The sequence below is a fragment of the Maricaulis maris MCS10 genome, from assembly GCF_000014745.1.
Classification (GTDB): domain Bacteria; phylum Pseudomonadota; class Alphaproteobacteria; order Caulobacterales; family Maricaulaceae; genus Maricaulis; species Maricaulis maris_A.
Genome location: NC_008347.1, coordinates 468,974 through 494,994, shown reverse-complemented (window position 1 = coordinate 494,994; position 26,021 = coordinate 468,974). Strand labels below are relative to the sequence as shown.

Below are 26,021 nucleotides of genomic sequence, written 5' to 3'. Positions count from 1 at the left end.
CCCCGTCATGACCCGCGCGTCAGTCACGCCATCCACGAACCAGCCCGCATCCCGCATTGCGCGTTTCGTGCGGGCGCGATCCGGTGCGACCGCGGTCGAGTTCGCGATGATCGGCGCGCCGTTCTTCCTGCTCCTGTTCGCCATGATCGAGATCGCAGCGGTCTTCTTCACCGGCACGGTGCTGGAGAATGCAGTGCTGGAGTCGGCCCGGAAAATCCGCACCGGCGAAGCCCAGACCGGCGGCATGTCACAAGCCGGCTTCCGTCAGGAAGTCTGTGAACTCATCGAGGCTGTCGCCAATTGCGACAATCTGGAAATCGACGTCCAGGTGTTCGAGGATTTTGACACTGTCGATCAATCCAGCCCGATCCAGGAAGATGGATCGATGGACACCGGTGATTTCGGTTGGGAACCCGGCGATGCCGGCGACATTGTCCTGGTGCGTGTCTTCTACCGCTGGTCATTGATGACGCCGAATTTCGGCGGCGCCCTTTCCAACATGGAGCACAATCAGCGTCTCATCACCTCGGCGACGGTTTTCCGCAACGAGCCCTTCGATGATTAGATCACTCGCCCGCCCCCTGACAGGCTTCCTGCGTCGCTTTGGCGGGGACCGCCGCGGCGTGTCAGCCGTGGAGTTCGCGCTGATCGCCCCCTTCATGATCCTGCTCTATCTCGGCTCGGTCGAGGTCAGCCTGGCCCTGTCGATCGACCGCAAGATCACGTCCATCTCCAGCGCCCTGGCCGACCTGGTTGCCCAGGACGACGTGATCACAGATGACGAGATCACCGACATCCTCAATGCAGGCGCCGTGATTGTCGCGCCGTTCGACCCCACTCCCCTGGAAATCCGGATCACTTCAATCCTGATGGACTCGGGCGGCGATGTCGAAGTGCAATGGTCCGATGCCTCGGGCATGTCGCCCTATGCCGAGGGCAGCGCGATATCGGTTCCGGACGGTGTGCTGGAACGCAATCGCTCGGTGATCATGGTCGAGGTCGAGTACCGCTATGAGACGATGTTCGGCGAGCTCGGCGTCAATCACTTCGATATCTCGGAAATCTTTTACCTGCGCCCGCGCCGCTCGATCGTGGTGTCGCGCAGCTAGGCGAAGAGAGCCCGGATCCGGGCCGGCAACTCACCGGATCCCAGCGGTCGCCCGTCCAGCTCGGTCACCGGCACCGCGCCGAAAGCGGCATTGGTGACGAACACCGCTTCGGCACCCTCCAGCACATCCAGCCCGAAGGCGCCGGTCTCGACCGGCATCGAGTCCACGATCTCGGCCCGCACGGTTCCGGCCAGCACGCCGCAGGCGGTAGCCGGCGTGTAGACCTCGCCGCCAATGAGCCAGAACACATTGGCGCAATCACACCCGGACACATTGCCGCGCGTATCCAGCAGCAAGGCCATGTCGGCCCCCTGCCCGCGCGCCTGCCGCCGGGCCTGGATGTTGTCCATGTAAGAGAGTGTCTTGTGACGCGCGGCGAGGCTGGCCGGCGAGCGCCGGACTTCACTGAGCGCCAGACGGATCGAGGCCGGCGGCGCCAGCCGCGGTGCGGCGGTCAGGGTCAGTGAGGGAACCAGCTCCTCCGGTCGCTCCAACCCGCGCAGCCCGGGTCCCGCCGTGAGGGTCAGGCGCACAATGGCGTCCTTCAGGGCATTGCGGGCGACCAGTTCAGCGACCAGCTCGGCGATACTGTCACCGTCACGTGGCCCCGGCAGGCCCAGCTCGGCCGCACTGCGGGTCAGTCGCGCCATGTGGCGGTCGAGCCGGACGACCTTGCCCCTGATCACATGCAGGGTTTCGAACAGGCCATCGCCCAGCAGGACGCCGCGGTCCGCCAGCGCCCATCCGGTCTGCCCGGTTTCCAGCCAGTCCCCGTCCTTGAAGGCGATACCCGTCATGGCTCCCCCGCTCCCAGCGCCCGGCGCAACGCCGATACCTTGGTCAGTGTTTCCTCATACTCCGAGACCGGATCGCTGTCGGCGACGATGCCACCGCCAGACCGCAGGCTGGCCCGCCAGTTGCGGCCCTCTGCATCTTTCCGCAGGGCTGCCGTCCGGATCATGACATTGAGGTCCATATCGCCGCTGTCGCAATCGATCCAGCCCAGCGCGCCGCAATAGGCACCGCGCGGCTCGCCCTCCAGTTCGGCGATGATTTCCATGGCCCGCACCTTGGGCGCACCGGTAATCGATCCGGGCGGGAAGCTGGCAGCCAGAAGATCGAAAACATCGCGCTCGCCCGCCAGCTCGCCTTCGACCACGGAAACCAGATGATGGACATTGGCATAGCTCTCAATGTCGCACAGAGCCGGCACCCGGACCGAGCCGGGGCGGCAGACCCGCGACAGGTCATTGCGCATCAAATCGACGATCATCAGGTTTTCCGCCCGGTCCTTGGCGCTGGCTGACAATTCAGCGGCCAAGGCCTTGTCCTCGGCCGGATCGGCAGATCGGCGCCGCGTGCCCTTGATCGGTCGCGCCTCGACCCGTCCGCCATCGACCCGCAGGAAACGCTCGGGCGAATTGGTCAGCACGACCCGGTCCGGGTCCAGACAGAAATAGGCGGCGTGCGGTGCCGGCGAGCTGACGCACAATCGCCGGAAGGCCTGCCAGGGCGTGTCTGCCGGATCGAGACAAACATCGAAGGCTTGCGACAGGTTGACCTGGAAGACATCGCCGGCATGCACATAATCGCGGGCCTTGCGCGCTGCCGCGAGATAGGTGTCGCGATCCCAGCGCGGCGACCAGTCGGCGCGTCCGGCCGGAACGGGTGACTCGGCTGGCTCGGCTGGCTCGGCGGCCGCCTCTATCGCGCCGGCCAGCACCTCCACCGCCTGCCGCGTATTTCCACGCACGACAAGCGTGCCCGCCAACCGGTCAAACTCGGCCCAGGCCGGATAGTGGGCCATCGCCAGGGGCGGCCAGCGCGGGTCGAGATGGGGAAGACGCTCGAAGGCGGCAGCAAGGTCGTAGCCCAGCAGCCCGGCCCACATGCCGCCAGCGCGCCGCGCTGCCGTCGCGAGCCGGTCAAAACCGTCACGGCCCTCACCAGACAGGACCTGGTCCGGCGAGACAAAGAGGCGCGCCCTGTGTTGCCGCCCGTCATGCAAAAGCAGCGCCCGGGACTGGTCACTCCATGGCGCGAACACCGTGACCGGGTCACGCCAGGCCAGGGAAATGTCATGTCGGGAGACCGCCATCGGGCGCGCCGGCCTAGCCCGTCAGCCAGCGCGCACGCAGCGCATCCCGCTCGTGCTCATCAATGCCCAGATGGTCGCGCACATAGTGATCGACCCCGCCCATCACCTCGAAGGCCTGACGCAGATAATCGCCATCAACGCCCAGGAAGGTGCGCATCATGGCCGGCTCCATGGCCTGGCCGTAATCGGCCAGCACGCGTTCGCGGATACGCGGAATGATGGCGTCGAAATCGACCGCCTGGTTGGTCATCTCATAATCGGCAATGACAGTGTCGGCATCAACGCCCAGCTCGTCGAGAATGATGGCGCAGAAAATCCCGGTCCGGTCCTTGCCGGCGGCGCAATGCACCAGGAAGCCGGCTTCGGCATCGCCCGTCGCCAGGGCCCGGTAGGCATCGCGATAGACGTCCATATTGCCCGCTTCCATTGGAATGCGGCGATAGGCTGAGAGCATGTAGTCCCGCACGCCTTCGGTCGTGTGCACGCCGGTGCGCAGGAAACGCAGATGCGGCGGCTCGCCTGTATCGCCCTTGTCAGACGCCAGCACGCGCGGGGCAATCGGGTCGGGCCAGTTGGACGGTTCATTGGTGCGCTCACGGGGCTTGCGCAGATCGGCCACGACCTGGATGCCCAGCCCGCCGATATGATCCCAGTCAGGAGCACTGGCACGGGAGAAGTGGCCCGAGCGATAAAGCCCGTCCTTCACGCGCGCACCATCCAGGCCGTCATAGCCGTGGAAATGCCGGAAATTGTGGACGCCCTCGAGCGATGTGATGCGTGTCATGCTCCGGAGGTACGCAATCGCAGCCGGGGCGGCAAGAGAGGTCGCCGACAATTTGCGGTCTATCCCGAATGACCGGCCAACGGATCTGCCAGACTCACCCCTGCTCGGCCTCACCCATTTCGACCAGAAGTCGCTGATATTGATTGATCAGGAAGCGTTCCTGCGAGGCCAGTTCGGTAAAGCCGATCTGGGTGAAACGCAGGCTGGGCACGAGGTCCTGGCTGCTCATGATCTGGGGGCCGGAAAACAGCAGATCGACGATCTGACGCCAGGTCGATTCGACACCATAGGCTTGCATTTCATAAATGCGGGCGACTTCCGACACGCGCTCATAGGGCAACACGTTCAGCCGGCCGTGTTGCTGGGCATGTTCCCAGGCGAAGCGGGACAGGCCGGGCGCATTGACCCCGCGCGGCAGGACCCGCGGAAACTCGTCAAACAACACGCTCTCGACCGGCTCTGGCGATGCTTCGATCTCAGCCACCCGCGCACCGATCCGTTCGACCACTTCTTCGTGATAGGCGACAACATCTTCCAGCGCCTCGATATTGGCCTCGATCTCGGCCACCACACGCCCCATCGCCGCCTCGGCAGCACGTTGATCGGCCACATCCTCGCGCCATTCATTGACGATAAAGCCGAGCACGACGGCGAACAGGATCAACAGTCCCTCGACAAGGGCGCGGCCAAGCCAGGACGGCAGGAAGGGGGATGAGTGTGTCGACATGAGCAGGTCCGGTGCTGTTTCAGACGAAACTATGCAGAATTGCCGTCGGACAACAACAGGACGCGTGCGTTGTGCGTCCCCCTGTTTATGACGGTGAGCGCCGGGCCGGCGTCTTGAATATTTGCGCCAGGCGCGGCTTGATCCATAGATCGCTTGTCAGCTAGCGGGCCGTATCCGCTTCTTGAGGTCAAGGGCGCCGCAGGCGCCGCTCCGCGGGCAAGCCCCTTGAGCTCAAGAAGCGGATACGGCGAACTCTCGGCAAGCGGTGTATGGACGGGTGTGCGCCAAGGCGCCGGGTTTAAACCCCAAAACCAGCCCCGCTTTTCCTCCCCATGGCATGGGGAGGAAAAGCGGTGTCGGTCACCACCCTACCTGAACGGCGGCTCGTCAAAACTGCGCAATTTGCGCGAATGCAGGGCCTCGCCCTCATCGCGTTTCAGGATCTCGATGGTCTCGATCCCCGCGGCCAGATGTTCGGACACTGAGCGTTGGTAGAAGAGGTTGGCCGCACCCGGCAGTTTCAGCTCACCATGCAACGGCTTGTCGGAGACGCAGAGTAGCGTGCCATAGGGCACCCGCAGGCGCAGGCCATTGGCAGCGATCGTGGCCGATTCCATGTCGACGGCGATGGCGCGTGACTGGTTGATGCGCCGCGCCTGGGCCGCGTAGCGCAGCTCCCAGTTCCGGTCGGCATAGGTGGCGACGGTACCGGTGCGCAGGCGCGCTTTCAGCGCTTCGCGATTATCGCCGGAGACCGAGGCGACCCCCTGTTCCAGCGCGATCTGGATCTCGGCGATCGGCGGGATCGGGACTTCCAGCGGCAGGTCCTCGTCCAGCACCGCATCATAGCGCAGATAGGCGTGGGCCAGCACATAATCACCCAGGCGCTGCGAGTGACGCAGCCCGCCGCAATGGCCGATCATCAACCAGCACTGCGGACGCAGCACGGCGAGATGGTCGGTGATGGTCTTGGCGTTGGACGGGCCGACGCCGATATTGACCAGGGTGATGCCGCGACCGCCCGGAGCGATCAGGTGGTAGGCCGGCATCTGGAAGCGGCGCCAGGGCGCGCCCTCGACCACGGCATGGGCGTTCGGCGTATCGGCATCGACGCGCACATTGCCGGCCGCCGAGAAGGCCTCGTAGTGATTGTCTTCCTTCAACTGGCGGATCGCCCAAGCGGTGAAGGCATCGACATAGCGGTGGTAGTTTGTGAACAGGATGAATTGCTGCGTGTCTTCATAAGGCGTGCCGGTGTAGTGGCGCAGCCGCTGCAGCGAATAATCGACCCGGGGCGCCTCGAACAGGGAGAGCGGTTTGACCGCCGCCTGCTGCATCACCTTGAGCCCGTTGGGCAGGTCATCATTGACCTTGGACAGGTCAGCATAGGGGAAGTGGCGGACCAGCTCGGCGGGCGACGCCGCGTCCATGTCCAGATCATCGGCCCCGTCGAGCACATAGGAGAAGGGGATTTCCGTCTCCGACGGCCCGGTCTCGATGGTGATCTCGTACTGGTCGGCCAGAAGGGTCAGCTGCTCGATCAGATAATCGGCAAACAGCTCGGGATGGGTGATGGTGGAGGCGTAAAGCCCGGTATCGGTGAATTTGCCGAAAGCACGGCTGATCGGCGGCGGCGGGCCGTCCGGCTCATAGGTCACGCGCAGTTCGGGATAAACAAAAGCCCCCGACTTTCGCGTCGCTTCCGACGGCGGCGGTCCGCCATCAAGGAAGGTTTTCAACGCGGTCTGGAGGCGTTCAACGGACGTCTGGTAGAGCGCTTCGAGTTGCTCCACCGCTTCAGCGGGTGTCTTTGCGACCTTATAGTCTTTTTTCATCGCCGCTCTCATGCCCGATTTTGCGCTCCGGATAAAGGGCAAAGCCGCGTCCCGGAAATGCAGGCTGCCAAAACTCCATGACAATCGTAATCAGAGATTGGCCTTGCGCCGCTTAGCGGATATGCACGCCGGTTGCCCGGCACGGGCATCAGAACGGAGAATTCAACATGGAACATGCGCAAAATTGGGTCGTCCTGAAATTTGGCGGCACCAGCGTTAAATCGCTGGCTGATTGGCGTGTGATCTCGAAACGGATTGAAGCCGTGCGGGCTGAAGGCAAGCGCGTTTTCGTGGTGCATTCGGCCATCGCCACCATCTCCAACCTTCTCGACACGCTGGTCGCCCGGGCCGTCGAAGGTGGGGGCGAAGCCGAGCTGGACGCCATCAAGGCGCGCCATCTGACGCTGGCCGACGAGCTGGGTGTGGACGGCAACAACCTCCTCGCCGACCATTTCGACGCGCTGACCCGGCTGCGCGCCGGCCTCGCCCTCACCGGCGATGCCTCGCCACGCCTGAAAGCGCGCATCATGGCCCAGGGAGAGCTGATGGCGACCCGCCTCGGCCAGGCCTGGCTGGCCAAGGGCGGCACCGACTCGATCTGGCTTGATGCCCGTGACCACCTGGCCGCCCTGCCCGCCGCGGGTGCGCGCGGTTATCTGGCGGTCGATTGTGAGCATGATCGCGATGACGGATTGCTGGGCCAGTGCGCCGCGCTGCCGCCGGTCATTGTCACGCAAGGCTTCATCGCCCGGCGTGAGGATGGCGACACGGCGCTCTTGGGACGCGGCGGGTCGGACACCTCGGCCAGTTATTTCGCGGCCAAGCTGGGCGCCGAACGGATCGAGATCTGGACCGATGTGCCCGGCTTCTTCTCCGCCGATCCGCGCCTGACCGGCGCCGCCCGGCAGATCCGCTCCCTCGCCTATGCCGAAGCCCAGGAACTGGCCTCGATGGGCGCCGGCGTGCTGCATCCGCGGGCCATCTCGCCGGTCCGCAAGGCCGGAATCGAGATGCAGGTCTTGTGCACCCACCGCCCGGACATGTCCGGCACGACGATCTCGGTCAATCCGTCCGAGGACGCGCCGCGCCTGAAAGCCGTTTCGGTCAAGCAGGGCGTGCGCCTGATCACGCTGGAAACCGACGGCATGTGGCGCGCCTCCGGCTTTTTGTCGAAAGCCTTCGAACCCTTCGCCCGTCACGGCGTCTCGATCGACCTGGTGTCGACCTCGGAAACCTCGGTCACGGTGTCGCTGGATGATGATCCGGGCCTGACCCCGGACGTGCTCGGCGCGCTGGAGGATGATCTGGCCCAGATCGCCCGCGTCGAGATCATCGAGAATTGCGCCGCCGTCAGCCTGGTCGGTCGCGGCGTGCGCGCGCTTCTGGCCCAATTCGGCCCGGCCATGGAGGCCTTCGCCCATTATCCGGTGCGGCTGGTCAGCCAAGCGGCGAATGATCTCAATCTCACCGTCGTCGTCGATGGCGACCAGGGCAAGCCGCTCTGCCGCCGCCTGCACGACCAGCTGATCCAGCCCAAGCCCATGGACAGGACCTTCGGCCCCTCCTGGCGCGAGATCGGCGAAAACCTGACCGAGACCGCCCCGGCGGGAACCGGCACCTGGTGGCGCGCCAAGCGTCAGGCCCTGCTCGATCTCTGCCCGGTTGATGGCGCGACCTATGTCTACGACCTTGAGACCGTGAAAACGCGCGCTTCGGCCGTTGCCGGCCTCAAGGGCCTCGATCGCGGCTGGTATGCGATGAAGGCCAATGGCCATCCCGACATGATCCGCACCGCGGTTGAAGCCGGGCTGGGCGTGGAATGCGTCTCGATCAATGAAGTCATGGCGGCCCGCAAGGCGGTGCCGGACCTGCCGGTCGACCGCATCCTCTTCACCCCAAATTTCGCGCCCAGGGCGGAATACGCCCAGGCGCTGGAGTTGGGGATCCACCTGACCCTGGACGGTCTGCACCCGCTGCGCGCCTGGCCGGAGATCTTTTCCGGCCGCAAGATCACGCTGCGGATCAATCCCCAGCGTCCGGAAGGTCATCACAAACATGTCCGCACGGCCGGGCCGGAAGCCAAGTTCGGCCTGCATGCCGACGAGCTGGTCGAGGCGCGCGACCTCGCGAAGAAGGCCGGCGCCATCATCAATGGCCTGCACGTCCATTCCGGCTCGGGCATTTCCGATCCCGATCACTGGCGCCGTGTCGGCCTCTTCCTGGTGGACACCGCCCGCGACATGCCCGATGTCGAAATCCTCGATCTCGGCGGCGGTCTCTCGGTCGATGAAGCCTCCGGCGTCCGCCGGATCGACATGGATGCGCTCGACCAGGTCCTGACCGACCTCAAGACGGCGCACCCGAAATACCAGCTCTGGATCGAGCCGGGCCGCTATATCTCGGCCGAGTCAGGCGTACTGCTGGCCCGCGTGACCCAGCTCAAACACACGCCGGATGCGCGCTTTGTCGGCATCAATACCGGCATGAACTCGCTCATCCGCCCGGCCCTGTACGGCGCGCGTCACGAGATCGTCAACCTGACGCGGCTTGATGAGAGCCCGGCCTATGTCGCCGATATCGTCGGTCCTATCTGCGAAACCGCTGACCGCCTCGGCGCCCAGCGCCTGATGCCGGAAACCGAGGAAGGCGATATCATCCTGATCGCCAATGGCGGGGCCTATGGGCGGGTCATGGCGTCGAGCTACAACATGCGCGAACCGGCGGGTGAGGCGGTGATCTAGCCGCCTCCCTCTCCCCGACCCTGCGTTTTCATCCCGGATGGAAACGCAGGGCGGCGGCCGAGGCGCATGCGCAAACTCGCATACAGGGTCAGACCGATAACGCTCAGGACCGGCGTCAGCAGCGCCAGCGGCGAGCGCAGGACGGGCGGCAGCACAGAATTATTGCCGAAAAAGAAGATGAAGCTGGCGATGAAGAGGGCAAAACCCATGCGCCAGATATGCCGGGTCAGGCGCTGGCGATCATTCGCAGCTCCGCGCCGCAGGGCCAGGACATCAATGCCGGCAATCCAGAGCGCCACACCGCCAAGACTGTAAAAAGCCACGGGCGGCAGATCGTTCAATGTGCCCGAGGGCAGGCTGGCGACCACCAGGCCGGAGCCGGCCGCTGTCATGGCGACGAGTGAAATCACGCCAGCGGCGAGCTGCTCGGCCCGGCCGGTGATCCGGGCCGCGGCCATCCAGCCGGTCGTCACGGCATGCCCGGCCAAGAGGGCAAGGAAGGCGGTGAACAGGATTGAGCGGGTCAGGCTCATATACAGGCCACTGGCGCAAAGCAGCAGCATGCAGACGACAAACACCCGCCCGGCCAGACGATGCGAAGTCCCGCCCTTGCGGACAAGAAAGGGCGTGACGCCGGCAAGGAGGCCGATCACCCCGACGAGGAAGTGGAGCTGTCCGATGAGCGGCAGGCTGCTGATGGTGCTGATCATGACGCCGCTCCTGGATCACGGCGGGACCGCTTGAACAGGGTCCGGACCAGGAACAGCAGGATCAGCAAGGCCGTCAGCCCCTCGGGCAGGGACAGCAATCCGCTCTCTCGCAACGCCTCGGGAAAGACGCGAGCGCCCGGTCCGGTGAAAAAGGACCCGACCGCAATGAAAAAGGCCAGACCCATGCGCCAGAGATGTCGCGCGATACGGTGACGCGGCGATAGCGGGCCACGTATCAGAAGGGTCAGGTCGGCGACCGCGCCCAGGGCCGACATCATCGCCAGCATTGCATAGTCCTCGCCGGCAAAACCGAGCAGGCGGCCGGTCTCTGTCTGCAAAGCCAGAACGGCCAGTGTCGCCAGGCCGGCCGTACCGGCGAGGATGGCGACCAGCGCGACCCACTCGAAGCCACCGGGTCGGCCGGTCCGCCAGCGCGCCGTGCGCCAGCCGGTCAGAACCAGATAGGCAGCCAGCAGGCCGGCAAACGCGGTGATCAGCAGACGCGCGGGTTCCAGCACGCCGATCACGGCGCCGGACAGGGCCGTCGCCAGCATCGAGACCAGGAAGACCGTGCCCGCGGCGCGGTGCACCGGCCTGCCCTTGGGAGCGAGGAAGGCGATCCCCCCGGCTCCGACGCACAGCGTGCCGGAGAGGACGTGAAACAGTGTGAGCAGTTCAGGCAACATGCTGGATTCCCGATATTGGCTGTGTCAGAGAGCGAGGGTCCCGTATCGCCGGAATTGCCCTGTCCGGCGCCCCGCCCTGCAGGCGCGGACACAAAATGTCCGGGCCGGCTGGGCCGGACAGGTGAAAACCAACTGGCGAAAACCAACAGCCGACACCCGCGAAAGCCGATGCCGTGATGACCCTGCCCGCCGCCGACACACTGCCTCTCATTCTCGCTTCCGCCGCGACCGGGCAGGCCTTGCTCTGCCTTCTGGTCGTGTTGACCGGCCAGTCCAGCCCATTGCCGCGACACTGGCTCGCCGGACTGTTCGGCGTGCTGGCGAGCCTCGCCGCCGGGCCGGTGGTCGTCGCCATCCAGCCTGAGGGCGTGACGCCGATGGCCGGGCTGGTGCTGGTCGGACTCTACGCCTTGCCGCCGCTGTTCTGGGGCTATGTCCAGGCGCTGACCCGAGCAGACAGGACCGACAGGTCGGCGATCTCTCCCTGGCATCTGACCGGACCGGGCCTGGCCCTGGCCAGCGCCATGCTGGTCTGGACGCTGCCGGCGGGGAGCGTTGATTTCATCCTCACCACCGGGGAATTGCCAGGTGGCGCCCGGGCCGCCACGGCGGTTCTGGCCGTCTTCGTGCTGGTGATCGCCTGGAGTTTCGTGTCAGCCTTTTATGTCTGGCGCATCCTGGCGCGCCTGAAGGCCTACCGCCACGCATTGCACGATCACTTCTCCAATACCGAACGTCGCGAACTGATCTGGCTGCGCCTGACGATCCTGGCCATCATCGCGGTCTGGCTGGCGGTGATGGCGCTGCTTGTCTGGGACAATCTGATCGCCAGCCTGGCGGTCCCGCCGGTCGTCGGCTCTGTGCTCATCATGGCGCTGACGGCGATGCTCGCCACTCGCGGCCTGTCGCAACATCCGGGGCTGGCCGCGACAGAACCCGTCGCCGAAGACACGGTCGCGAGCCCGCCTGACGCAACCGCCACCGACGACCTTCCGGCGGAGAAATACCGCAAATCCGCCCTTGAACCGGAGCACGCTGCCCGCATCGCGGCGCGGATCGAGGCAATCATGGCCAAGGACGCACTCTATCTCGACCCCAACCTGTCCCTGCCCAGGCTGGCCAAGGCCATCGCCGTACCGGCCAATCTGGTCTCACAAGTCCTCAACCAGACCCTGGACACGACCTTTTTCGACTACGTCAATCGCTGCCGGATCGAGGCATCGCTGCCGCGCATCCTGGCCGGCGAAGAGACCGTGCTGACCATCGCGCTGGATGTCGGCTTCAACGCCCGCTCGACCTTCTATACCGCCTTCAAGGCCGCCACCGGCCAGACGCCACGAGACTGGCGCGCCAGCCAGGTGGCCGGGCCGGGATGAGGCGGTGCGTGTTGCAGGCCAGCCCGGGTCCCCGGCCGCCTGCTGCGCCATCTCCGAGGGAAGATGGCTGCAAGGGTCAGGCTTGCGATGCCGTCCCGGCTACCGGCTTCACGCTCAGGGCGTGCGAGCCTGCCAGGCCGCGAGCTGGGTCCGGGCCTTCTCCGACGCCTCGGCTTCGCGGCCGGGCAAAATGGAATGCTTGCGGTTGGTCTTGGGTTCAAACACCCAGGCGATGGTGATGCCGAGATAGCCGAGCAGCGACAGCCCGCCCACCGGCAGGAGAATGTAGAGCAGGAGGCCCTCCTCCAGCATCATCCAGCCGAAAGCGAGAATGGCGAGCGAGACGGCGATTCCGATCAGATGCGAGCGGAGTGCCTTGCCATGCGCCGCCTTCATCTCGGGATTGAGTTCGCCGCAGGACGGACAGGGGGCGACGCCGACACCGACCTCCACCGCTGCGCGCACTTTCTCATCGAATTTTTCGCTGTCGATTTCGTCCACCTCGACATCGTGGAAATAGTAATAACCCGTGCCGCAAGCAGCACAGCTCGCCTCCCGACGAATATCTGCCTTGAATTTTCGTGCCATGTCCCTGCTCTCCCCCGCGCACCCGGCGGACCAACTGACCGGTGATCGGCCAATGGGGTTCCTTGAAGGAAATCCGTCATTTGCGCGGGAGGTCAAGCGGGAAAATGGTTCGCCTCAAAGTGACTGCTTCAGTGACAAGCCCTGTTCAGGGCGGCCAGACATCGACCCCGTTCATCACCGCTTCCATGGCAATCATCGAAATGAAGGACATGCCGACGGCCGTCCTGAACGCCATTGCGAGCGCCATCTGGCGCGACAGGATAACGGTTTCCAGGGCGATCGAGGTCAAAAGCCCGTTGACGATGGCCAGGCTCATGACCGCCCCGATTGCCCGATCCTGGACCGGCTTGAGGCGGAGTAGCGGGGGGCTGGGGCCAGCCCCGCTACCACCCGTCGGCAAGCGAGTAGAGGTCCCCCGGATGCCTGCTTCGCAGTCACCGGGGGATGACGGAAGTATGGGGTTTGTTTTGACAGAGGCGCAAGGCGCCCCGGTCTTTGCGCCCCACACGCTCACAACCTCCTCAGCACACACATTTTTTCCGGCCGGAGCCCCGCAAAAGCGGGGCGCAGAGCCGGGACCGACCGGCCTGACTGGCAAGCGATGAGTCTCCCGTTGGTCCCGGATCGCGCTCACGCGCGTCCGGGAAAAATAGTGGGGTGAGGATTGGGAAGCGGCGCAGGGCCCATGCCCCGCCAGAAGCCGTTTGCCCGGAAACAGCCACATCCGGGTCTTTAACCAGGGGGGCAACCACGTAGCGGCGACCGGCCTCTACCCACAAACCTGTCTCCCCGTCATCCCACGGTCGCGGCATCGCCGCGATCCGGGGGACCTCAACCATCGATCTGACGGGGTAGCAAAGGTCCCCCGGATGCCTGCTTCGCAGCCACCGTGGGATGACGGGTAAATGGTGGAGGTGAAGGCGCTCACGGCGCGGACTGCGCCATAAATCACTTGCCGGGAGTTCGCCGTATCCGGGTCTTCAGCTCAAGGGTGAAACCGCGAAGCGGCGGCTGCGCCGCCCTTGACCTGAAGACCCGGATACGGCCCGCTGGCTGACAAGAGGTTTATGTATGGGTGGGCGCGTGGCGCCGGAAGCTGACGTGGCCGCCAGATATAGCTCTGGCGGCCACGACGTCGCTATTTCGGACGACGGCCCTTGGTTTCATCTTGAGAGAGAACCGATCCTGCAAGCGATTTGACTTCTGACGCGGTCAACTTTTTCCCCTGCAGAGCCTTGGATGCGATGGTGGATACGCGATTACCAGATTGTTTGCGGGTTGGCGGTTTCATGAACCACTCCGTTTTTGAAGATAAAGTGCGACTAGGGATGATAGCGATCGGCGCGCTAGCGCCTTTCAAGCTCTTCTGAATTGCGCTATATCAACGATAATCACGATCTACCTCCAATCTCCCGGGTGGGGCTTGGTGGTTCGGGCGCTAGCGCCCATCTCTGGGGGATTGCACTCCCCCGGTGAATTAGACGCCCTCAGCTCATGCTGGGGGCGTTTTCTTTTGCCCGAATATAACTAGAAATACAAGCAAAGATGTCCACACACAAGGAATCTTCTAACTCAGCGAAGAATCTTCCTTCGAAATATCATGGTTCTCTGCCCCGCGCAAGCCCCAAAACAAAAAGGCCCCCGGCATCTGCCGAGGGCCCTCTGATACGGTCCGGATGGCGACGAATTACTCCGCCGGTTCTTCCTGCGTCTTCTCGGTCTTCATCTTGTCGAACATGCCCCACACGCCTTCATCGCCGTGCCAGTCGCCCTTGGTGGCGCCCTTGGAGTATTCGGTGGCTCTCGCTTCAAAGAAGTTGGCGTGCTCGACGCCGTTGAGGATTTCCGACAGCCAGGGGAGCGGGTGTTCCTTGACGCCGTAGATCTTGGGCAAACCAAGCTGGCCGAGGCGCCAGTCGGCGATGTAGCGGATATAGGTCTTGATATCGTCCGGCGTCATGCCTTCGACATCACCGGCCTCGAAGGCCAGATCGATGAACTTGTCTTCCAGGCCGACCACGGTGCGGCAGCACTCGGTGATGTCGTCCTTGACCTCCTGCGTGAGGGCACCGGTCTCCTCGGCGAAGGCGTGGAAGAGCTTGATCATGCCCTCACAGTGCAGGCTCTCATCGCGGATCGACCAGGTCACGATCTGGCCCATGCCCTTCATCTTGTTGAAGCGCGGGAAATTCATCAGCATGGCGAAGGAGGCGAACAGCTGCAGGCCTTCGGTGAAGGCGCCGAACATGGCCACGGTGCGCAGGATGTCGGCTTCATCCTCGACGCCGAAACGCTGCATGTAGTCATGCTTGTCGGCCATGGCCTGGTATTCCATGAAAGCCGAGAACTCGCTGTCCGGCATGCCGATCGTCTCCAGAAGGAGCGCATAGGCGGCAATGTGGATCGTCTCCATGTTGGAGAAGGAGGCCAGCATCATCTTCACCTCGGTCGGGCGGAAGACACGGCTGTAACGCTCCATGTAATTGTCATTCACCTCGACATCGGACTGGGTGAAGAAACGGAAGATCTGGGTCAGCAGATTGCGCTCGCCATCATTGAGCTTGGTCGCCCAATCCTTGCAATCCTCGCCCAGCGGCACTTCTTCCGGCATCCAGTGAACCTGTTGCTGCTTCTTCCAGAAGTCATAGGCCCACGGATAGCGGAACGGCTTGTAGGAGTGACTGGTGGTCAGGAGGCCCGGCAGCGCATCAGTCTCGGTGGTCATGTCTTTGGCTCTCCTGCTTGGCGCCGACAGCCTGGATGGCGCGCGCCCGAATCATTGCGATGAACACAACATATTGTGTTCGTGGTTTCCAAATCGTCTACAGCTTGATGAAGCCATGACTGATCGCGACTGTGGAAACTGCCCGATTCTCCTACTCATGGGCAGGGTTGGAGTCATCACGATTTCTGTCAGAGGGTGGCGCGTCACGGGCCTCGGCCCCTGGCCCCTACCAGCGCCAGTTCACCGTCACGGCGCCGAATTCCTCGGTCTCGTCGAACGATCGCACACCGGCGACATGACGGTATTCGCGGCGCACATAGGCCAGTGACAGGTCCGCCTTGCCCATGCGCACGGCAATACCGGCCTGGGCATCACCAACCACCTCGCGCTGGGTCAGATACATGGCGTTCTGAAAGTCGACGCCCTCGGCAGGATTGTACATCAGGGCCCGACGGTCGGCGCCGGCAAAGACATACCAGGCCGGGCTCTCGGACAGATTGTTCTGGCGCAGATACTGGCCGACCCGCACTTCGGCGCCGGCGCTGGTCGCCGAACCATCCGGTCCGACGCTGACCGCAGCGCGTGGTGTGAAGCTGACATCCAGCTCCTCCCCGGCACCGGTCGACTGGAAGGCCCGCTCATAGGCAACGGCGATGGTTGCCTCGCGCTGGCCCCGGTCCAGCACCACCGGCGAATAGGCGTCGGCCCGGGCGGCGAACAATTGGTGGGCGTGATCAGCGCGCCCATCGTCGAGCACCGCAACTTCGATCACACCGGCATTGCCCAAGTCGATCCTTGTTGCCCCGGTCGGCGTCAGACCGGCGAGCGGATTGCCGTTGAACGGGTCGTCGCTCAAAGCCAGCGCCGACAGGGCAACGCGGGCCGCTTCCGGTGACAGCGGTCGGACATCACCTTCGGTCGCCATCTGCTGGCGGATCATCTGCGAGGACGAGGCCCAGTCCGACGCCGCCTCACCGGGTTGGGTCATCACCCATGAGACCCCACCGAGCGCAATCAGCCCGGCGGTCACGATCTCTGATGTGCGTCCGAATGCCATCACGCCTCTCCCCCAGGCACCACCATGGGTAAAGCGCAGCCAGAACGCACGCTGATTCACCCTTGAGGCGAAAAGGTTAACGGCGCCCGCCAACCGGGTCCAATGAAAGGAATGTTGCAATGCGAAGCCCGGTCGACACCGGATGCAAAAAGGGGCGCCTTGCCGCGCCCCTTTTCTGCCGTTCCTACCCCCTCGGTCGGACCGGCGATGTGCTCGCCACGCCTATTGGCAGGCGAGGCATTCCTCGTAGTCGGTCGGCGCCGCCTCAGCCATCGAGACTTCGGCATCGGACTTTTTCTCGGAGCCGGCATAGGCCGCCCGCTGGATCGATTTGGAGCGGCAGTAGTAGAGCGACTTCACGCCCTTCTCCCAGGCTGACCAATGCAGCATGTGCAGATCCCACTTATCGACGTCACCCGGCAGGAAGATGTTCAACGACTGCGACTGGCACACATAGGGCGTGCGGTCGGCCGCGTGCTCGATGACCCAGCGCTGATCAATCTCGAAAGCGGTGCGGAAAGTCGCCTTCTCGTGCTCGTCGAGGCATTCAAGATGCTGGACCGAGCCTTCCGCTTCCAGGATCGAGGCCCACATGCCCGGCGTGTTGAGCCCCTTGGCTTCCAGCACGGCTTCCAGTTGCGGATTCTTGACCGTGGTCGAACCCGACAGCGTCTTGTGGGTGTAGACATTGGCCGGGATCGGCTCGATGCCGGCGGACACGCCGCCACAAATGATCGAGATCGAGGCCGTCGGCGCAATTGCCAGCTTGTGCGAGAAGCGGGCCTTGACGCCGGAGGCCTCGGCATCCGGACAGGCGCCACGCTCTTCGGCCAGCTTGACCGACGCGGCATCGGCGGCGGTGCGGATATGCTTGAACAGTTTGAGGTTCCACGACTTGGCCATGGCGCTCTCGAAGGGCGCATTCATCTGCTGCAGCAGGGTGTGCATGCCCATCAGGCCCAAACCCACAGAGCGTTCCTGGATGGCTGAATAGACAGCGCGGTCCATTTCCGCCGGTGCGCGGTCGATGAAGTCCTGCAGGACATTGTCGAGGAAGCGGTAGATATCCTCGATGAAGTCGGGATTGTCTTTCCACTCCATGTATTTCGCCGCATTGAGCGAAGACAGGCAGCAGACCGCGGTGCGCTCCTTGCCGTTCTGGTCGAAACCGGTCGGCAGCATGATCTCGGCACACAGGTTGGACTGGCGGACCTTCAGACCCAGCTTGCGCTGATGGGCTGGCAGGGCGCGGTTCACGGTGTCGGAATAGATGATGTAGGGCTCGCCGGTCTGCAGGCGCAGCTCGATGATCTTCTGCCACAGCTTGCGGGCATTGACCGTCTTGACCACTTCGCCGGATTTCGGGGATTTCAGTTCGAACTCTTCATCATCGCGAACGGCTTCCATGAAGGCATCGGAGATGTTGAGACCGTGGTGCAGGTTCAGGGACTTGCGGTTGAAATCACCGGACGGTTTGCGGATTTCGAGGAATTCCTCGATCTCCGGATGGTGGATGTCGAGATAGACGGCGGCAGATCCGCGGCGCAGCGAGCCTTGCGAGATCGCCAGGGTCAGGCTGTCCATCACGCGGATGAAGGGAATGATGCCGGAGGTCTGGCCAATCTCGCCGATTTTCTCGCCGATCGAGCGGACATCGCCCCAATAGGTGCCGATGCCGCCGCCGTTGGAGGCGAGCCAGACATTCTCGGTCCAGGTGCCGACAATGTCGTCGAGGCTGTCGCCAACCGAATTGAGGAAGCAGGAGATCGGCAGGCCGCGATCGGCGCCACCATTGGACAGGACGGGCGTCGCCGGCATGAACCAGAGCTGGGAAATGTAATCATAAAGACGCTGGGCGTGTTCGGTGTCGTCGGCATAGGCCGTGGCGACACGGGCGAACATGTCCTGATAGCTCTCTCCCGGCAGGAGATAGCGGTCTTCCAGGGTCTTCTTGCCGAACTCGGTCAGGAAGGCATCACGCGAGCGATCAATACGTACGCTTTCAACGACACGCAGATGCGTGGTGTCAGCGGCCGGCTTCGACGTCGTGGATTTGGGCTTGCCACGACGGGTCGTGGAAACGGTCTGCCGGACATCGTCCGGCGTCTGTTTGGCGGCTGTATCCAGTGGCGTCATGGTCAATCTACTCCCCAAGCCCGAGGCAAAAAATTCCTGTTGCGACAGCCCCAATGCTGCGCACCGAACAAACCCAAAGGTCGTTTGAAAATCTGTATAGTGTGCCGCTGTCGCCAGCCGACCCAACATATAGTGGATCAAAGCCGGGGCACTGGTCAACGGGGAGAATGATCCTTGAGCGGATTTTTTGGTTAACAGACGCCTAATAAGATATGCGCCCCGTCACACATCGTTAACGGGGCGCATCTCCGCATCCAACAAGGATTAACAGCCGTTAACCTTGCTTCAGTCGAGATTGAGCAGCTCCGGGTCACCACCCTGCGCCGCAATGTTGATTGTGACCGTCCGCTCGCCTGCGAAACGATGCAGATAGTGGGGACCACCCGCCTTGGGACCCGTGCCAGACAAGCCTTCCCCGCCGAACGGCTGGACCCCGACAACGGCACCGACCATGTTGCGATTGACGTAGATATTGCCGGCCGGCACGAGCGACTGAATTTGCCTGTGGAAAGATGACAGGCGGGAATGGATGCCCAGGGTGAGGCCGTAGCCCTTGTCGGCCAGCTCGGCGGCAATGGCCGTCATTTCCTTGCGCTTGTAGCGCACGACATGAAGAATCGGCCCGAACACCTCGCGCTCGAGCAGGTCCAGCGAGGGCAGTTCGACCAGGGTCGGGCCAAAGAAGAAACCGCTGTCAAACTTGTCGCCGACATCGATCTGCTTGATGATCTTCGCACCGGCCTCCATGCGCTCGACATGGCGCAGCAGGATTTCCCGGGCCTCATTGTCGATCACCGGCCCGACATCAGTCGCCGGATCGGTCGGATCACCGATCTGCAACTCGTCCATGGCGCCGGCCAGACCCTCGATGATCTCGTCTGCCGTATCTTCCGGCAGGAAGATCACCCGCAGCGCCGAACAGCGTTGACCGGCCGAACCGAAGGCCGAGTTGATCGCGTCATCAATGACCTGTTCCTTCAGTGCCGTTGTATCGACGAACATGCCGTTGAGCCCGCCGGTCTCGGCGACCAGAGGCGCGATCGCCGTTTCGCGGGCCGCCAGCGAGCGGTTGATCAGGCGTGCCACTTCGGTCGAGCCAGTGAAGGCGACGCCGGCCGTGCGGGGATCGGTGGTCAGCGCTGCGCCGACGATCTCGCCGCGCCCCGGCAACAGGTGCAGGACATCCGCCGGCAGCCCGGCAGCGTGGAACATCCTCACCGCTTCAAAGGCGATCAAAGGGGTCTGCTCGGCCGGTTTGGCCAGAACGGTATTGCCCGCGGCCAGCGCCGCCGCAATCTGGCCGGCAAAAATGGCCAGCGGGAAGTTCCACGGGCTGATGGTGACAAAGACACCGCGCCCCTTCATGCCCAGATGATTGGTCTCGCCCGCCGGTCCCGGCAGGCGGACGGCGCTGTCGAACTCACGTTCGGCCTGGGCGGCATAATAACGACAAAAATCGACCGCCTCGCGCACCTCGGCAATACCGTCTGCGAGGGTCTTGCCGGCTTCGATCGCCATGATCGCCAGCAACCGGTCCATGTCGGCCTCCATGGCATCGCCCATGGCGCGCAGGATGGCGCCGCGTGCCTTGCCGCCGCGCCGGTCCCAGCCCGGCTGGGCCGCCACCGCGCTGTCGAAGGCCGTATCGACATCTTCAACCGACGCGTCGACCACAGCACCGACCTGACGAGCCATGTCGACCGGCGACATGACCTGGTGCGCCGCGCCATCGACCGCATGGCCGGCCACCAGCGGCGACGCCATCAACTGGTCTTCGCGATCAAAGGCCGTCAGCGCCCGCGCAACCCGGTCACGGGCCGATGCCTGGGCCAGGTCCAGCCCGACCGAGTTGGCACGTTCTTCGCCATACAGATCCCGCGGCAGGGCGATCTTGGCGTGACGGTCGATTGTCCTGGCGACCTCGAACGGACCGCTGGCGACCTGCTCGACCGGCACGTCCGGATCGAGGAATGAGTGCACGAACGAGGTATTGGCCCCATTCTCCAGCAGTCGGCGGACCAGATAGGGCAGCAAATCCTCGTGACTGCCGACCGGGGCATAGACGCGGACCGGCGTATCGAGGTTCAGCTGACTGTCAGCGGCATAGAGCGCCTCACCCATCCCGTGCAGCCGCTGGAATTCATAGGACTCGACACCGGCCTGCTGGGCCAGCTCGCGAACGGCGGCCAGCGAATGGGCGTTATGGGTCGCAAACTGGCCATAGATCGCATCCGGCGCACCCAGCATCACGCGGGCGCAGACGAGATAGTTGAGATCCGTTGCCGGCTTTGTGGTCCAGACCGGAAAGTCGGGCCAGCCATTCTGGTGGGCGAATTTGATCTCACTGTCCCAATAGGCACCCTTGACGAGGCGGACCATGAAGCGACGTTCGCTGGCCCGGCCCAGCTCGACCAGGGTCTCGATCACCCGGCGGGCGCGCTTCTGGTAGGCCTGCACCGCCAGCCCGAGTCCGTTCCACCCGGCCAGCTCCGGCGCACGCGCCAGCTTTTCGAGCAGTTTCAGCGACAGGATCAGGCGGTCGGATTCCTCGGCGTCGAGACAGAAACTGATATCGTGCGACTTCGCCGCGACGGCCTGTTCAAGCACCAGCGGGTAGAGCTCCTCGATTACCCGCTTTTCCTTTACCGCCAGATATTTGGGGTGCAGGGCGGAGAGCTTGACCGACACGCCGTGCACGCGTTCGACCGGACCGTCCTCGCGGGCCTTGCCGACCGCGGCGATCGCTTCCAGATAGCGCTTGTGATAGCGCGCCGCGTCCTTGGCCGTGCGCGCCCCCTCGCCCAGCATGTCAAAGGAGCACAGCTCGCCCTCACCCTTCTTGGCGCGCTTGAGGCCCTCCTTGATGGAACGCCCCAACACGAATTCCTCGCCCATGATGCCCATGGCGCGGAAAACGGCGGCGCGGATCACCGGCTCACCCATTTTCTGGGTCAGTTTGCGCAGATAGGTGCCGGGGCTTTTGCGCGCTTCCGGTTCGACATCAATGATATTGCCGGTCAGCATCAGCCCGATCGTGGAGGCATTGACCAGCCAGTTTTCCGAACGGCCCATATGCTCCGACCAGGCACCATCGGAGATCTTTTCCGCGATGAGCTTGTCGGCTGTCGGCGCGTCAGGCACGCGCAGCAGGGCCTCGGCCAGACACATCAGCGCCAGCCCCTCACGGTTGGACAGGGTGAATTCCTGCAGGAAGCTGTCCATGAGTCCGCGCGACTTGGTGGTCTCGCGGGCTGTCTTAACCAATGCAACAGCCGCATCGTGGACGCGGGCCTGGGCCGCCTCATCCAGTCCGGTCGCTGCCGCCAGATCACGGACCGCCGCCGTCTCGTCGGCGAATTTCACCGCATCAAGATCATCCCATCGCATCATGTCTCGAGCCTGGACATTCATGGCGGAAACTCCCTGTTGGGCAAGTGATTAGCGCGGACAATGGTATGGCGTTTTGACAAGGGCAAGCGAAGTCTTCCGCTCGTCTGTCTTCATGCTCACATGCCTTGGATGGTCCAAACAGCGAACGCCCTTCGACTTCGAGACAAACATTGCGCGGCGACCGCTGGAAGCCCGCCCGGATCACAAATTTCTTGTCCGCCAAGCCGCCCCCTGCGGCGAAGTCTCCCAGCCTGGATCCACTGCTTTTTCGCGCCCCGGCACGCTTACCGCTTTCTTCGCTTCAAGCAGCGACATTCGCGGTTATGCTGACAGCTGACATTGTGGCTGCCTTCCGCTACATCCGCAGCACACTCACCGGAACTGCCCGGCGCCTCGCGCGCCCGACCAGACACAGGACGCCATGACCGACGCCAACGACACCCTGTCACCCGACCTCGACTCCGATCTCGAGACTGATCTGGATACGGATACCGATATCGAAAGCGGCAATGGTGGCGACGAACGCCCACAGCGCATCATGCTCGTGACCGATGCCTGGGAGCCGCAGGTGAATGGCGTCGTGCGGACCCTGTCGCGCACGGTCGAGGAAGCCCGCGCCATGGGCCACCAGGTCGAGGTGATTCACCCCGGTCTGGGCTACAAGACCTTTCCGATGCCGACCTATCCCGAGATCAAGCTGGCCCTGGGTGCCCGCAAGGATATCGCGCAGCGTTTCAAGGCCTTCGAACCGGAAGCCATCCACATCGCCACCGAAGGCCCGCTGGGCATGGCGGCGCGCCGGATCTGCGTGAAGTGGAAACTGCCCTTCACCACCAGCTATCACACCAAATACCCTGAATACATCAATGCCCGCTTCCCCTTCATCCCGGTCGGCCTGGGCTATGCTTTCATGCGCTGGTTCCACAACGCCTCGGGCCGGGTGATGGTGACGACGCCGTCGATGCGCGATGATCTCGCCGCACGCGGCTTCAAGAATCTCACCGCCTGGGCCCGCGGTGTCGATGTCGACCTGTTCAACCCGGACAAGCGCTTCGTCGGCGGCGAAGACGTCTATGCCGGGCTTGAGCGTCCGGTCTACGTCAATGTCGGTCGGATCGCGGTCGAGAAGAATATCGAGACCTTCCTCAAGCTCGACCTGCCCGGCACCAAGGTGGTGGTCGGCGACGGCCCCCAGCGCGAGGAATTGCAGGAGCGCTATCCCGATGCCGTCTTCCCCGGACCGAAATTCGGCCCGGAGCTGGCGCGCTGGTTCGCCGATGCCGACGTCTTCGTTTTCCCGAGCTGGACCGACACATTCGGCCTGGTCAATCTGGAAGCCATGGGTTGCGGCACTCCGGTCGCGGCCTTCCCGGCGCACGGACCCAAGGACATCATTCCCGGGTCCGGCGGCGGCTTCATCAATGACGATCTGCGCCAGGCCTGCCTCGACTGCCTCGAAATCGACCGCGCCGCACCGCGTGCCCATGCCGAGAAACATTCCTGGCGCCAGTGCGCGATGGATTTCATCGCCAATCTGACCCCGCACCCCAAACCCGAACGCCGCCGCTTCTGGCGCCGCCTGCGCAAGCGCAAGACGCTGTACTAGGGGGTATTGCCACGAACACGAACAAAAACGGGGGCGACCATCTGGTCGCCCCCGCTTGTTTGTGACCCGCTTGCCTGTGGCTGCAGGCGAGGCCTATTCCGGCGACTGCGTCATCGCGGTCAGGTTGACGGCGGCGTCGCGGGTGGCGTTGCGCTCGGCGTCCGGCAGCGGGATCAGGCCGCGATCGGTGAGATAGCCGAATTCGCCCCAGGATTCCTCGGAGGTGAACTCTTCGACATAGCCGGTCAGACCCGGAATGATCGCCGCATGCTGGTTCTTCACGTAGAAGAAGAGCGAGCGGGAGACCGGATAGCTGCCGTCTGCGATATTATCGAATTCCGGTGCGACACCGTCGATCGAGACCGCCGAGATGCGGTCGGAATTCTGGTCGAGGAAGGAGAAGCCGAAGACGCCAAAGGCGGTCGGCGTGTTGACCAGCGTCTGGACGATAGCATTGTCATTCTCGCCGGCGTCGATCCAGGCGCCATCTTCACGGATACGGCTGGCGATCTGCTCGAAACGGTCGCGGTCCGCGTCACGCAGCTCGTCCATGCAGGCGATGTGGCGGGCGCCGTCCTGCAGGGCCAGTTCGACAAAGGCGTCCCGGGTGCCCGAGGTCGGCGGCGGTCCGAAAACCTCAATGCGCTGACGCGGCAGGGACGGATCGATATCCGACCAGCGTGTGTTCGGATTGGGGATGAAGCTGGAGCAGCTGTCATCGGCCGGAACTTCGGCGGCGAGGGCCAGCCAAACCTGGTCGAGCGTCATGTCGACATCGGCAGCACCACGATCGGCGGCACCGATGACAATGCCGTCAAAACCGATCCGCACTTCGGTGATCTCGCGCACGCCATTGTCCTGGCAGCGCTCATATTCCGAACCGCGCATGCGGCGCGAGGCGTTGACAATATCGGGGTGCTCGGTGCCGACACCGGAGCAGAACAGGCGAAGCCCGCCGCCCGAACCGGTTGACTCGACCACCGGGGTCGGCTGGCCGGTCTTGGCACCAAAGCTTTCGGCAACCGCCGTCGAGAAGGGGAATACGGTCGAGGAGCCGACAATGCGGATCTGGTCACGCTGTTGCGCCTCGGCGCCGCCAGCGATCGCCACGACCGCGAGGGCGGCGGCGAGTTGAGCCTGGAGTTTCATGTCTTCAATTCCTTGCTACCAAACGATGCGGACCCGATTTGGCCGGGCCCGGGTTGATCAGAAATCCCATTGCAGTCGAAGCTGTGCGCCCGACACGTCGGTGTCGGCTGCGCCCGGGACTGAAAGGCTGCCGTCGACGAGGTTGGCCATGATGCGAACATGGTCTTCCAGATACCAGTTCACGCCAAGGGTCCAATTGGTGAGTTCGCCCGCTGCGACACTGTCGAGGTCGGCACGGTCATAGCGCACCGCGATTTCCCAGGCACCGGGTCCGCCTTCGGAAACGGTGGTGCCGGGACGCGTGCGGCCGAACTTGCCGGAGCCGGCCGAATAGGAACGGCTTTCCCCGGTAAGAAACCAGCCCATGCTGGCGTATTGCGTGTTGAAGTCGGGATCGCCAGCCGGGCCGTCCAGCGACATGTCCATCCACTCGGCTTCGGCGTGGAATGGGCCATTGATGACCGCGGCTTCCAGTCCCCAGAAGAAGGAGGTCTCGGCTTCGCCCAGCGGACGGCCGGGGCGGAAATCGGCGGTGACGACGCGATCCGTGATGTGCGTTTGCGGGCGGACACGAACACGCGTGCCGACATTGCCATAATCAAGATGACGCACCGAGGCACCCAGATGCACGGTGGCCTCGCCATGGGTGAAGGTCCGTGTTGCACGGGCTGCAATGGCCGAACTGTCATCCAGCTCAAGGCTGTCCGAGAGATCGCCCGGTCGGCCGCCAAATACACCGGCGCTGAGGCTGTAATTGCTGCCCGAACGGACCAGCGTCGCACCAACACGCCGGTCAAGGCCGAACAGGTCCGTGCCCAGACCGCGCTCCATGTAGGTGATATAACGCGAGGAGGTCTGCTCATCGAGTGAATTGGGGGTCTTCATGTGGCCGAGCTTGAGGTCGAAACCATCCAGATCGAAGGTCAGATAGACGTCGTTGGCAGCGATCGCCTCATTGATCCAGTCAAATTCGGCGACATAGTCGATGCCACTGACCGAACCGGTCACTCCCAGGCGCGCGGTGCGAATTTCGCTGTCGGCATAGCTGGTGCTCAGGCCGCCGGTCTCGAATTCGATATCGCCATAATCGAGATAGACACGGCCCCGGAAGGTGAAGCTGTTGCCGTTGACTGGATCCGACCAGGACGGCACGCCGTCAAATTCCCAGCCGCCCGTGTCCTGGGCGGAAGCTGTTGTGGTGGCGATGAGGGCAGTGCTGGCAGCCAAGAGGGTGCTCGCAAGAAAACGTTGGGTCACGGTGGCGGTCCTGGGTCATCAGGACGCCGCTCTGATTAGCTGCGCTA

At 63.7% G+C, this 26,021-nt stretch carries 20 protein-coding genes and 1 pseudogene; 5 read left to right on the top strand and 16 right to left on the bottom strand.

The window, feature by feature from the left end; genetic code table 11:
* Positions 1–7: 7 nt before the first annotated feature.
* Together MMAR10_RS02130 and MMAR10_RS02125 are read left to right on the top strand one after the other, a co-directional pair.
* Positions 8–565, top strand: coding sequence for a TadE/TadG family type IV pilus assembly protein (locus tag MMAR10_RS02130; RefSeq protein WP_011642354.1), 558 nt, complete (start codon positions 8–10; stop codon positions 563–565).
* Positions 558–1,109, top strand: coding sequence for a TadE/TadG family type IV pilus assembly protein (locus MMAR10_RS02125; protein WP_011642353.1), 552 nt, complete (start codon positions 558–560; stop codon positions 1,107–1,109). Before MMAR10_RS02130 ends, MMAR10_RS02125 begins: the two co-directional genes overlap by 8 nt.
* Here the strand turns inward: MMAR10_RS02125 and MMAR10_RS02120 are convergent.
* From MMAR10_RS02120 to MMAR10_RS02100, 5 genes are all read right to left on the bottom strand, one after another.
* A complete protein-coding gene (locus tag MMAR10_RS02120) occupies positions 1,106–1,906 on the bottom strand; it encodes a branched chain amino acid--2-keto-4-methylthiobutyrate aminotransferase (protein ID WP_011642352.1) in 801 nt (266 codons plus the stop codon). The genes MMAR10_RS02125 and MMAR10_RS02120 overlap by 4 nt on opposite strands.
* The gene (gene pabB / locus MMAR10_RS02115) at positions 1,903–3,207 is read right to left on the bottom strand and encodes an aminodeoxychorismate synthase component I (protein ID WP_011642351.1); all 1,305 of its coding nucleotides are present in this window, start codon (positions 3,205–3,207) and stop codon (positions 1,903–1,905) included. The genes MMAR10_RS02120 and pabB overlap by 4 nt, the downstream gene beginning before the upstream one ends.
* A 13-nt stretch (positions 3,208–3,220) precedes the next feature.
* On the bottom strand, positions 3,221–3,991 hold the full coding sequence (locus MMAR10_RS02110; RefSeq protein ID WP_011642350.1) for a tyrosine-protein phosphatase: 771 nt from the start codon (positions 3,989–3,991) through the stop codon (positions 3,221–3,223).
* A 94-nt stretch (positions 3,992–4,085) separates the two neighbouring features.
* Entirely contained in the window at positions 4,086–4,718 is a 633-nt protein-coding gene (locus tag MMAR10_RS02105) for a hypothetical protein (protein ID WP_011642349.1), read from the bottom strand.
* A gap of 368 nt (positions 4,719–5,086) precedes the next feature.
* Positions 5,087–6,553 carry an AMP nucleosidase gene (locus MMAR10_RS02100; RefSeq protein ID WP_041636696.1) on the bottom strand — a complete coding sequence of 489 codons (1,467 nt, stop codon included), beginning with the start codon at positions 6,551–6,553 and terminating at the stop codon, positions 5,087–5,089.
* Between the two features lie 167 nt (positions 6,554–6,720).
* Here MMAR10_RS02100 and MMAR10_RS02095 point away from each other — a divergent pair, with 167 nt between their 5' ends.
* Positions 6,721–9,294, top strand: a complete 2,574-nt coding sequence (locus tag MMAR10_RS02095; protein WP_011642347.1) for a bifunctional aspartate kinase/diaminopimelate decarboxylase — start codon at positions 6,721–6,723, stop codon at positions 9,292–9,294.
* Here MMAR10_RS02095 and MMAR10_RS02090 read toward each other — a convergent pair.
* Complete coding sequence (locus MMAR10_RS02090; protein ID WP_011642346.1) at positions 9,291–10,004, bottom strand: hypothetical protein; 714 nt, start codon at positions 10,002–10,004, stop codon at positions 9,291–9,293. The two genes, MMAR10_RS02095 and MMAR10_RS02090, sit on opposite strands and share 4 nt — an antisense overlap.
* Positions 10,001–10,690, bottom strand: coding sequence for a DUF2306 domain-containing protein (locus MMAR10_RS02085; protein WP_011642345.1), 690 nt, complete (start codon positions 10,688–10,690; stop codon positions 10,001–10,003). The genes MMAR10_RS02090 and MMAR10_RS02085 overlap by 4 nt, the downstream gene beginning before the upstream one ends.
* 176 nt (positions 10,691–10,866) lie before the next feature.
* Between MMAR10_RS02085 and MMAR10_RS02080 the strand changes: the two genes are divergently transcribed.
* A complete protein-coding gene (locus tag MMAR10_RS02080) occupies positions 10,867–12,066 on the top strand; it encodes a helix-turn-helix domain-containing protein (protein ID WP_011642344.1) in 1,200 nt (399 codons plus the stop codon).
* A gap of 114 nt (positions 12,067–12,180) precedes the next feature.
* Here the strand turns inward: MMAR10_RS02080 and MMAR10_RS02075 are convergent, their stop codons facing one another.
* The 7 genes and pseudogenes from MMAR10_RS02075 to putA form a co-directional block, all read right to left on the bottom strand.
* Positions 12,181–12,654 (bottom strand): hypothetical protein, encoded by a 474-nt coding sequence (locus MMAR10_RS02075; RefSeq protein ID WP_011642343.1) that lies wholly within the window; start codon positions 12,652–12,654, stop codon positions 12,181–12,183.
* A gap of 157 nt (positions 12,655–12,811) precedes the next feature.
* Positions 12,812–12,982 (bottom strand): annotated as a pseudogene (locus MMAR10_RS17290) (DUF4396 domain-containing protein); the annotation flags it as partial.
* An 810-nt stretch (positions 12,983–13,792) separates the two neighbouring features.
* Positions 13,793–13,945, bottom strand: coding sequence for a hypothetical protein (locus MMAR10_RS17010; RefSeq protein WP_190273947.1), 153 nt, complete (start codon positions 13,943–13,945; stop codon positions 13,793–13,795).
* A 396-nt stretch (positions 13,946–14,341) separates the two neighbouring features.
* A complete protein-coding gene (locus MMAR10_RS02065; RefSeq protein WP_011642341.1) occupies positions 14,342–15,379 on the bottom strand; it encodes a ribonucleotide-diphosphate reductase subunit beta in 1,038 nt (345 codons plus the stop codon).
* A 226-nt stretch (positions 15,380–15,605) separates the two neighbouring features.
* On the bottom strand, positions 15,606–16,436 hold the full coding sequence (locus tag MMAR10_RS02060; protein ID WP_011642340.1) for a lipid A-modifier LpxR family protein: 831 nt from the start codon (positions 16,434–16,436) through the stop codon (positions 15,606–15,608).
* A 222-nt stretch (positions 16,437–16,658) separates the two neighbouring features.
* Entirely contained in the window at positions 16,659–18,572 is a 1,914-nt protein-coding gene (locus MMAR10_RS02055) for a ribonucleoside-diphosphate reductase subunit alpha (RefSeq protein ID WP_011642339.1), read from the bottom strand.
* 285 nt (positions 18,573–18,857) lie between these two features.
* Positions 18,858–21,983 (bottom strand): bifunctional proline dehydrogenase/L-glutamate gamma-semialdehyde dehydrogenase PutA, encoded by a 3,126-nt coding sequence (putA, locus tag MMAR10_RS02050; protein ID WP_011642338.1) that lies wholly within the window; start codon positions 21,981–21,983, stop codon positions 18,858–18,860.
* 517 nt (positions 21,984–22,500) lie between these two features.
* On the opposite strand from putA, the gene MMAR10_RS02045 reads away from it, so the two are divergent.
* Positions 22,501–23,568: a glycosyltransferase family 4 protein gene (locus MMAR10_RS02045; protein ID WP_041637181.1), complete on the top strand. Its 1,068-nt coding sequence runs from the start codon at positions 22,501–22,503 to the stop codon at positions 23,566–23,568.
* A gap of 93 nt (positions 23,569–23,661) precedes the next feature.
* On the opposite strand, the gene MMAR10_RS02040 is transcribed toward MMAR10_RS02045, so the two are convergent.
* Entirely contained in the window at positions 23,662–24,717 is a 1,056-nt protein-coding gene (locus MMAR10_RS02040; RefSeq protein WP_011642336.1) for a substrate-binding domain-containing protein, read from the bottom strand.
* 57 nt (positions 24,718–24,774) lie between these two features.
* Positions 24,775–25,974 carry an OprO/OprP family phosphate-selective porin gene (locus MMAR10_RS02035; protein ID WP_011642335.1) on the bottom strand — a complete coding sequence of 400 codons (1,200 nt, stop codon included), beginning with the start codon at positions 25,972–25,974 and terminating at the stop codon, positions 24,775–24,777.
* Between the last annotated feature and the right edge of the window lie 47 nt (positions 25,975–26,021).

Bases quoted from the DNA above. Each gene is read 5' to 3' on its own strand.
- MMAR10_RS02095 (WP_011642347.1), top strand. From the start codon at position 6,721: ATGGAACATGCGCAAAATTGGGTCGTCCTGAAATTTGGCGGCACCAGC.
- MMAR10_RS02085 (WP_011642345.1), bottom strand. From the start codon at position 10,690: ATGTTGCCTGAACTGCTCACACTGTTTCACGTCCTCTCCGGCACGCTG.
- MMAR10_RS02075 (WP_011642343.1), bottom strand. From the start codon at position 12,654: ATGGCACGAAAATTCAAGGCAGATATTCGTCGGGAGGCGAGCTGTGCT.
- MMAR10_RS02105 (WP_011642349.1), bottom strand. From the start codon at position 4,718: ATGTCGACACACTCATCCCCCTTCCTGCCGTCCTGGCTTGGCCGCGCC.
- MMAR10_RS02065 (WP_011642341.1), bottom strand. From the start codon at position 15,379: ATGACCACCGAGACTGATGCGCTGCCGGGCCTCCTGACCACCAGTCAC.
- MMAR10_RS17010 (WP_190273947.1), bottom strand. From the start codon at position 13,945: ATGAAACCGCCAACCCGCAAACAATCTGGTAATCGCGTATCCACCATC.
- MMAR10_RS02080 (WP_011642344.1), top strand. From the start codon at position 10,867: ATGACCCTGCCCGCCGCCGACACACTGCCTCTCATTCTCGCTTCCGCC.
- MMAR10_RS02040 (WP_011642336.1), bottom strand. From the start codon at position 24,717: ATGAAACTCCAGGCTCAACTCGCCGCCGCCCTCGCGGTCGTGGCGATC.
- putA (WP_011642338.1), bottom strand. From the start codon at position 21,983: ATGAATGTCCAGGCTCGAGACATGATGCGATGGGATGATCTTGATGCG.
- MMAR10_RS02045 (WP_041637181.1), top strand. From the start codon at position 22,501: ATGCTCGTGACCGATGCCTGGGAGCCGCAGGTGAATGGCGTCGTGCGG.
- MMAR10_RS02055 (WP_011642339.1), bottom strand. From the start codon at position 18,572: ATGACGCCACTGGATACAGCCGCCAAACAGACGCCGGACGATGTCCGG.
- MMAR10_RS02125 (WP_011642353.1), top strand. From the start codon at position 558: ATGATTAGATCACTCGCCCGCCCCCTGACAGGCTTCCTGCGTCGCTTT.
- pabB (WP_011642351.1), bottom strand. From the start codon at position 3,207: ATGGCGGTCTCCCGACATGACATTTCCCTGGCCTGGCGTGACCCGGTC.
- MMAR10_RS02130 (WP_011642354.1), top strand. From the start codon at position 8: ATGACCCGCGCGTCAGTCACGCCATCCACGAACCAGCCCGCATCCCGC.
- MMAR10_RS02120 (WP_011642352.1), bottom strand. From the start codon at position 1,906: ATGACGGGTATCGCCTTCAAGGACGGGGACTGGCTGGAAACCGGGCAG.
- MMAR10_RS02060 (WP_011642340.1), bottom strand. From the start codon at position 16,436: ATGGCATTCGGACGCACATCAGAGATCGTGACCGCCGGGCTGATTGCG.
- MMAR10_RS02090 (WP_011642346.1), bottom strand. From the start codon at position 10,004: ATGATCAGCACCATCAGCAGCCTGCCGCTCATCGGACAGCTCCACTTC.
- MMAR10_RS02110 (WP_011642350.1), bottom strand. From the start codon at position 3,991: ATGACACGCATCACATCGCTCGAGGGCGTCCACAATTTCCGGCATTTC.
- MMAR10_RS02100 (WP_041636696.1), bottom strand. From the start codon at position 6,553: ATGAAAAAAGACTATAAGGTCGCAAAGACACCCGCTGAAGCGGTGGAG.